The following is an 8,076-nucleotide window of genomic DNA, read 5'->3' on the forward strand; positions in this document are numbered from 1 at the left end:
TCCAAACGGTTCTAGAGTTGTCACATGCCAGAGATCGATTGGAAGCCGCGCTCGCGCGTGGTCACGGACGGAATCGAAGCCACCACGAGCCGCGGGATGCTGCGGGCCGTCGGCATGGGCGACGCGGACTGGGAGAAGCCGCAGATCGGCATCGCCAGCTCGTGGAACGAGATCACGCCCTGCAACCTCTCGCTCGACCGCCTTGCGCAGGGCGCGAAGGAGGGCGTGCACTCGGGAGGCGGCTACCCGCTCCAGTTCGGCACCATCTCGGTCTCCGACGGCATCTCGATGGGCCACGAGGGCATGCACTTCTCGCTGGTCTCCCGCGAGGTCATCGCCGACTCGGTCGAGACGGTCATGATGGCCGAGCGGCTCGACGGCACCGTCCTCCTCGCGGGCTGCGACAAGTCGCTGCCCGGCATGCTCATGGCGGCGGCACGACTCGACCTCTCCGCGGTCTTCCTCTACGCGGGCTCCATCGCGCCGGGCTGGGTGAAGCTCAGCGACGGCACCGAGAAGGACGTCACGATCATCGACTCGTTCGAGGCGGTCGGCGCGTGCAAGGCCGGCAAGATGAGCGAAGAGGACCTCAAGCGCATCGAGTGCGCCATCGCCCCGGGCGAGGGCGCCTGCGGCGGCATGTACACCGCCAACACGATGGCCTCCGTCGCCGAGGCGCTCGGCATGAGCCTCCCGGGCTCCGCCGCGCCGCCCTCGGCCGACCGTCGCCGCGACTACTTCGCCCACCGCTCGGGCGAGGCCGTGGTCAACCTGCTCAAACAGGGGATCACCGCGCGCGACATCCTCACCAAGAAGGCGTTCGAGAATGCGATCGCCGTGGCGATGGCCTTCGGCGGCTCGACCAACGTCGTCCTCCACCTGCTGGCGATCGCGAACGAGGCCGAGGTCGAGCTCACGATCGACGACTTCAACCGGATCGGCGACAAGGTGCCGCACATCGGCGACCTCAAGCCGTTCGGCAAGTACGTCATGAACGACGTCGACCGGCACGGCGGCGTCCCCGTCGTCATGAAGGCCCTGCTCGACGCGGGCCTGCTGCACGGCGACTGCCTCACCGTGACGGGCAAGACCGTCGCCGAGAACCTGGCGGAGATCAACCCGCCCGCGCCGGACGGCAACGTCATGCGCTCGCTGGACAACCCGATCCACCCCACCGGCGGCCTCACCATCCTCAAGGGCTCGCTCGCCCCGGAGGGCGCGGTCGTCAAGACGGCCGGCTTCGACGCCGACGTGTTCGAGGGGCCGGCGCGTGTGTTCGAGCGCGAGCGCGCGGCGATGGACGCGCTGACCGAGGGCCGCATCGGCGCAGGCGACGTCGTCGTCATCCGCTACGAGGGCCCCAAGGGCGGCCCGGGGATGCGCGAGATGCTCGCGATCACCGCCGCCATCAAGGGCGCAGGGCTCGGCAAGGATGTACTACTATTGACGGACGGACGATTCTCAGGCGGCACAACCGGCCTGTGCATCGGCCACATAGCACCCGAAGCGGTGGACGCAGGTCCCATCGCCTTCGTGCGCGATGGTGATCTGATACGGGTCGATATCGCGGCTCGCTCCCTCGACCTACTTGTCGACGAGTCAGAGCTGACCGCCCGCCGTGACGGCTGGGCGCCTCTTCCTCCGCGCTATACCCGTGGCGTTCTCGCGAAGTACTCCAAGCTCGTGCACTCCGCTGCGGAGGGCGCGGTCACGGGGTAGCCCTTCGCCTCATTCAGATTCATCAACCGCCTCGCACGTAAGGGATCGATAAGGCATGACGCCGGATGCAACCCCCAGTTCAGTGTTGCCCCCCGCGGCGCCCGGTAAGGCGTCGCCTGAAATCCTGACCGGCTCCCAGTCGGTCGTCCGCACCCTCGAGCTCCTCGGCGTCACCGACGCCTTCGGGCTGCCGGGCGGTGCGATCCTCCCCATCTACGACGCGATCATGGACTCGTCCAAGATCCGCCACATCCTGGTCAGGCACGAGCAGGGCGGCGGCCACGCGGCCGAAGGCTACGCCGTGGCCTCCAACCGGGTCGGCGTCGCCCTGGCGACCTCCGGCCCCGGCGCGACCAACCTCGTCACCGCGATCATGGACGCGCACATGGACTCCGTCCCCGTCGTGTTCATCACGGGCCAGGTGTTCTCCACGCTGATGGGCACGGACGCGTTCCAGGAGGCCGACATCGTCGGCATCACCATGCCGATCACGAAGCACTCCTTCCTGGTCAAGAAGGCCGAGGACATCCCGGCCACGATCGCAGCGGCGTACCACATCGCCGGGACGGGCCGACCGGGCCCTGTGCTGGTGGACATCACCAAGGACGCCCAGCAGAACGCGGTGCCGTTCGTCTGGCCGCCAAAGATCGACCTGCCCGGCTACCGCCCGATCACCAAGGCGCACGGCAAGCAGATCCTCGCCGCGGCGCAGCTCATGGTCGAGGCGAAGAAGCCGGTGCTGTACGTCGGCGGCGGGGTCATCCGCTCGCGGGCCTCGCAGGAGCTCCTGGAGCTCGCCGAGGCGACCGGCATCCCCGTGGTCACCACGCTGATGGCGCGCGGGGCGTTCCCCGACACGCACAAGCAGCACCTCGGCATGCCCGGCATGCACGGCACGGTGCCCGCGGTGCTCGCCCTGCAGGAGTCCGACCTCCTCATCTCTCTCGGCGCGCGCTTCGACGACCGGGTCACCGGCAACACCTCCCTCTTCGCGCCGGACGCGAAGATCGTGCACGTCGACGTCGACCCCGCCGAGATCTCCAAGATCCGGGTCGCCGACGTCCCCATCGTCGGCGATGCCAAGGACGTCATCGTCGATCTGACCGCGGCCTACCAGGAGGCCACTCGCACGGCCGTGCCCGACCTGGTCGAGTGGTGGACCTACCTCAACGGGCTCCGCGAGGAGTTCCCGCTGGGCTTCACGCCCACCAGCGACGGCCTGCTCGCCCCGCAGCACGTCATCCAGCGGATCGGCGAGCTGACCGGGCCGGAGGGCATCTACACCGCCGGCGTCGGCCAGCACCAGATGTGGGCGGCGCAGTTCATCAAGTACGAGCGCCCCAATTCCTGGCTGAACTCCGGAGGAGCCGGCACGATGGGCTACTCGGTTCCGGCCGCGATGGGCGCCAAGGTCGCCCAGCCCGACCGCGTCGTGTGGGCGATCGACGGCGACGGCTGCTTCCAGATGACCAACCAGGAGCTGGCCACCTGCACGATCAACGACATCCCGATCAAGGTGGCGATAATCAACAACTCGTCGCTCGGGATGGTGCGGCAGTGGCAGACGCTGTTCTACGACGGCCGCTACTCGAACACCGATCTCAACACGGGTCACGACACCGTGCGCGTGCCCGACTTCGTGAAGCTCGCCGAGGCGTACGGCGCCCTCGGCATCCGCGTCACGAAGGAGGAGGAGGTGGACGCCGCCATCAAGCTGGCACTGGAGACGAACGACCGGCCGGTCGTCATCGACTTCGTCGTCAGCGCCGACGCGATGGTGTGGCCGATGGTGCCGCAGGGCGTCAGCAACAGCTACGTGCAGTACGCACGCGACCACAGCCCGTCCTTCGGAGAGGAGTGACCCCCATGAGCACACACGTTCTGAGCCTCCTCGTCGAGGACAAGCCCGGTCTGCTGACCCGGGTCGCCGGCCTGTTCGCGCGGCGCGGCTTCAACATCCACTCGCTGGCGGTGGGCACGAGCGAGGTCGACGGCCTCTCGCGCATCACCGTCGTGGTGGACGTCGAGGAGCTGCCGCTGGAGCAGGTCACCAAGCAGCTCAACAAGCTGATCAACGTCATCAAGATCGTCGAGCTGGACCCGGCGCAGTCGGTCCAGCGCGAGCACCTGCTCATCAAGGTGCGGGTCGACAACTCGACCCGCTCCCAGGTGCTGGAGGCGGTCAACCTCTTCCGCGCCCGCGTCGTCGACGTGGCCACCGACGCCCTCGTGATCGAGGTCACCGGCGACAGCGGCAAGACCCAGGCGCTGCTCAAGGTGCTGGAGCCGTACGGGATCAAGGAGATGGCGCAGTCCGGCCTCCTCGCGATCGGCCGCGGCGGCAAGTCCATCACCGAGCGCGTGTTCAAGAACTAAGCCCGACCCGGGCGTCAGAACCACATCAAGAAGGAGAACCCACACAGTGGCTGAGATCTACTACGACAACGACGCGGACCTCTCGATCATCCAGGGCAAGAAGGTCGCGGTCATCGGCTACGGCTCGCAGGGCCACGCACACGCCCAGAACCTCCGCGACTCGGGCGTCGAGGTCGTCATCGGCCTCAAGGCAGGCTCGAAGTCCACCCCGAAGGCCGAGGAGGCGGGCTTCCGCGTCCTCTCCGCCGCCGACGCGGCCAAGTGGGCCGACGTCGTCGTCATCCTCGCGCCCGACCAGGTGCAGCGGAACCTCTACACGGACGACATCCAGGCCAACCTGGAGGAGGGCAACGCCCTCGTCTTCGGCCACGGCTTCAACATCCGCTTCGGCTACATCGAGGCCCCCGAGGGCGTCGACGTGATCATGGTCGCCCCCAAGGGCCCCGGCCACACCGTGCGCCGCGAGTACGAGGCCGGCCGCGGCGTCCCCGTCATCGTGGCCGTCGAGAAGGACGCGACCGGCAACGCCTGGCCGCTCGTCCTCTCCTATGCCAAGGGCATCGGCGGCCTCCGTGCCGGCGGCATCAAGACCACCTTCACCGAGGAGACCGAGACCGACCTGTTCGGTGAGCAGGCCGTGCTCTGCGGCGGCGTCTCGCAGCTCGTCCAGTACGGTTTCGAGACCCTGACCGAGGCCGGCTACCAGCCGCAGGTCGCCTACTTCGAGGTGCTGCACGAGCTCAAGCTCATCGTGGACCTGATGTGGGAGGGCGGCATCGCCAAGCAGCGCTGGAGCGTCTCCGACACGGCCGAGTACGGCGACTACGTCTCGGGCCCGCGCGTCATCGACCCGCACGTCAAGGAGAACATGAAGGCGGTGCTCTCCGACATCCAGGACGGCACCTTCGCCAAGCGCTTCATCGCGGACCAGGACGCGGGCGCGCCCGAGTTCCTGGAGCTCCGCAAGAAGGGCGAGCAGCACCCCATCGAGGCCACCGGCCGCGAGCTGCGCAAGCTCTTCGCCTGGAACGCGTCGAACGACGACGACTACGTCGACGGCGAGGTCGCGCGCTGACCGCGACGCGCTGAGCCACGGCATCCCGGACGGGGCCGCACCGGAGGATCGGTGCGGCCCCGTCCGCCGTTCGCGCGCGCCGTCTACGCCGCGCTGTGCTCGATGACCGCGTCGGTGCCCGGGTAGACGAGCGTCTCGTGCCCGTCGTCGAACCGGACCAGGAACGGCGGGCCGCCGTCCGGGCCGCGCACCTCGACCACCGCGCCCCAGCGGTCGGCGGACTCCACATGGGTGCCCCGGATGCAGATCCGGTCTCCGATCGTCGCCTGCATGACGCCTCCTCCCTGAACCCTCCCTTCCGACGTTACGCCGGGGCCGCCGCGGCGGGAATGCCGCTATCGTGGCCGCATGCCCGAACCCCGTCGCACCGTCGTCGAGATCGCCGTCCAGGATGTCGCGGGAGTGCGCGTCGCGCTCGCGGAGGGCGCCGACCGGATCGAGCTGTGCGTCGCTTTGGGGCTCGGCGGGCTGACCCCCTCGGCTGGGCTGGTGCGCGCTGCGGTCGAGGAGGCCGCACAGGAGTCCGCGGAGGTGTCGCGCGCCGGCTTCGTGCACGTGCTGGTCCGTCCGCGCGGCGGCGGCTTCGTCTACGACTCCGACGAGCTGGACACGATCGTGGCCGACATCCGCTTCGCCCGCGAGGCAGGCGCCGCCGGTGTGGTCATCGGCGCCCTGAACGAGGTCGGCCGCATCGACCGGGAGGCCGTGGCACGGTTCGTCGCGGAGGCCGGCGGGCTCGACGTGACGTTCCACCGCGCGTTCGACACCCTCCCCGACCCGCTGGGCGCGGCCGACGCGCTCGCGGAGCTCGGCGTCGCACGCGTCCTCACCTCCGGCGGGGCCGCGCGCAGCATCGACGGCGTCGACGGGCTGCGGGCGCTGGCCCAGCGGGTCGACGGGCGGCTGCAGGTGATGGCGGGCGGGGGAGTGCGCGTGCAGGACATCCACGCGCTCATCGCCGCGGGCGTCGACGCGGTGCACCTCTCTGCGCGCGAGTCGGTCTCCGGTGCGCCGAGCGGGCCGGGCGGCGGGGACGCGGCCTACGACATCACCGACCCGATCACGGTCAGGGAGGCGGTCGCCGCCGTCCGTGACGCCCGGTCGTAACGCGGCGAAAGGCGGGGTTGCGCTCCCGCTAGAGTTAAGCAACCCGCGCACCGACGACTGCTGCGCGTCTTCTCCCAAGCCAGCCTCCCTGTAAGGAAACTGCCACGTGACAAAGCCGGTCGTGCTGATCGCCGAAGAACTTTCGCCCGCCACCGTCGACGCCCTCGGGCCGGACTTCGAGATCCGCAGCGTCGACGGCACCGACCGGCCCGCGCTGCTCTCCGCCGTCGCCGACGCGGACGCCATCCTGGTGCGCTCCGCCACCAAGGTCGACGCCGAGGTGATCGCCGCCGCGAACAAGCTGCGCGTCATCGCCCGCGCCGGTGTCGGCCTCGACAACGTCGACATCAAGACCGCCACCAGTGCCGGTGTCATGGTCGTCAACGCGCCGACCTCCAACATCATCTCGGCCGCCGAGCTCACCGTCGGTCACATCCTGAGCCTCGCCCGGCACATCCCCGCCGCGCACAGCGCGCTCGCTCAGGGGCAGTGGAAGCGGTCCAAGTACACCGGCGTCGAGCTCTACGAGAAGACGGTCGGCATCATCGGCCTCGGCCGCATCGGCGCGCTCATCACGGCCCGCCTGCAGGCGTTCGGCACCAAGGTGATCGCGTACGACCCCTACGTCACGAGCGCGCGTGCGCAGCAGCTCGGCGTCCAGCTGGTGAGCCTGGACGAGCTGCTCACCGAAGCGGACTTCATCACCATTCACATGCCGAAGACCCCGGAGACCACCGGGATGATCTCCGACGACCAGCTCGCGCAGATGAAGCCGACCGCGTTCGTCGTCAACGTCGCCCGCGGCGGCCTGATCGACGAGGACGCCCTGTACCGCGCGCTCAGCACCAAGAGCATCGCCGGCGCCGGCCTCGACGTGTTCGTGACCGAGCCGCCGACCGAGTCGCCGCTGCTGGAGCTCGAGAACGTCATCGTCACGCCGCACCTCGGCGCCTCGACCGACGAGGCACAGGAGAAGGCCGGCGTCTCCGTCGCCAAGTCGGTGCGTCTCGCGCTCTCCGGCGAGCTGGTGCCCGACGCGGTCAATGTCGCAGGCGGCGTCATCGACCCGTACGTGCGTCCGGGCATCCCGCTGGTGGAGAAGCTCGGCCAGGTATTCTCCGGCCTCGCCCACAGCCCGCTGACCAGCGTCGACGTGGAGGTGCGCGGCGAGCTGGTCGACTTCGACGTCAGCGTGCTGAAGCTCGCGGCGCTCAAGGGCATCTTCACGAACATCGTCTCGGAGACGGTCTCCTACGTGAACGCGCCGCTGCTCGCCGAGCAGCGCGGCATCGAGGTGCGGCTCATCACCGACTCGGTGAGCGAGGAGTACCGCAACCTGATCACCCTGCGCGGCGCGCTCAGCGACGGCTCGCAGGTGTCGGTCTCGGGCACGCTCACCGGCACCAAGCAGATCGAGAAGGTCGTGGAGATCAACGGCTACGACGTGGAGGTGCCGATCGCCGAGCACCTGATCGTCATGGTCTACGACGACCGCCCCGGCATCGTCGCCGTCTACGGCCACGAGTTCGGCGAGGCGCGGATCAACATCGCCGGCATGCAGATCGCGCGGACCTCCGCAGGCGGCAAGGCGCTCAGCGTCCTGACCGTCGACTCGCGCGTCCCGGAGGGTCTGCTCGAGAAGGTCCGCGTCGCGATCGACGCCGACCTCCTCCAAGAGATCGACATCACCGAGTCCTGAGTCCGCCGAGGGGCACGTCGTTGTCACTTTTCGCCCCCCAAACTTAAAAACACAGGGCCCACGCGGCGGTGTTGTGGGGCGGGGGGGTGTTGGTCGGGTG

General features: G+C 69.2%; 7 protein-coding genes. 6 read left to right on the forward strand and 1 reads right to left on the reverse strand.

Annotated elements, in window-relative coordinates; genetic code table 11:
- The first annotated feature begins 24 nt into the window (after window positions 1-24).
- The 4 genes from ilvD to ilvC are packed head-to-tail and all read left to right on the forward strand — an operon-like array spanning window position 25 to window position 5,170.
- Entirely contained in the window at window positions 25-1,719 is a 1,695-nt protein-coding gene (ilvD, locus tag ACFQ9V_RS19720; RefSeq protein WP_382460813.1) for a dihydroxy-acid dehydratase, read from the forward strand.
- A 55-nt stretch (window positions 1,720-1,774) separates the two neighbouring features.
- On the forward strand, window positions 1,775-3,580 hold the full coding sequence (locus ACFQ9V_RS19725; RefSeq protein WP_382460814.1) for an acetolactate synthase large subunit: 1,806 nt from the start codon (window positions 1,775-1,777) through the stop codon (window positions 3,578-3,580).
- A gap of 5 nt (window positions 3,581-3,585) precedes the next feature.
- Entirely contained in the window at window positions 3,586-4,095 is a 510-nt protein-coding gene (ilvN, locus tag ACFQ9V_RS19730) for an acetolactate synthase small subunit (protein ID WP_185277752.1), read from the forward strand.
- Window positions 4,096-4,141: 46 nt separating this feature from the next.
- Window positions 4,142-5,170: a ketol-acid reductoisomerase gene (gene ilvC, locus ACFQ9V_RS19735; RefSeq protein WP_382460815.1), complete on the forward strand. Its 1,029-nt coding sequence runs from the start codon at window positions 4,142-4,144 to the stop codon at window positions 5,168-5,170.
- 83 nt (window positions 5,171-5,253) lie between these two features.
- Here the strand turns inward: ilvC and ACFQ9V_RS19740 are convergent, their stop codons facing one another.
- Window positions 5,254-5,442: a DUF1918 domain-containing protein gene (locus tag ACFQ9V_RS19740; protein WP_382460816.1), complete on the reverse strand. Its 189-nt coding sequence runs from the start codon at window positions 5,440-5,442 to the stop codon at window positions 5,254-5,256.
- A gap of 76 nt (window positions 5,443-5,518) precedes the next feature.
- On the opposite strand from ACFQ9V_RS19740, the gene ACFQ9V_RS19745 reads away from it, so the two are divergent.
- Window positions 5,519-6,277, forward strand: a complete 759-nt coding sequence (locus tag ACFQ9V_RS19745; protein ID WP_382460817.1) for a copper homeostasis protein CutC — start codon at window positions 5,519-5,521, stop codon at window positions 6,275-6,277.
- Window positions 6,278-6,383: 106 nt separating this feature from the next.
- Window positions 6,384-7,976 (forward strand): phosphoglycerate dehydrogenase, encoded by a 1,593-nt coding sequence (serA, locus tag ACFQ9V_RS19750; protein WP_382460818.1) that lies wholly within the window; start codon window positions 6,384-6,386, stop codon window positions 7,974-7,976.
- The last annotated feature ends 100 nt before the right edge of the window (window positions 7,977-8,076 follow it).

Source organism: Leifsonia sp. NPDC056665 (assembly GCF_042791795.1).
Classification (GTDB): Bacteria; Actinomycetota; Actinomycetes; order Actinomycetales; family Microbacteriaceae; genus Leifsonia.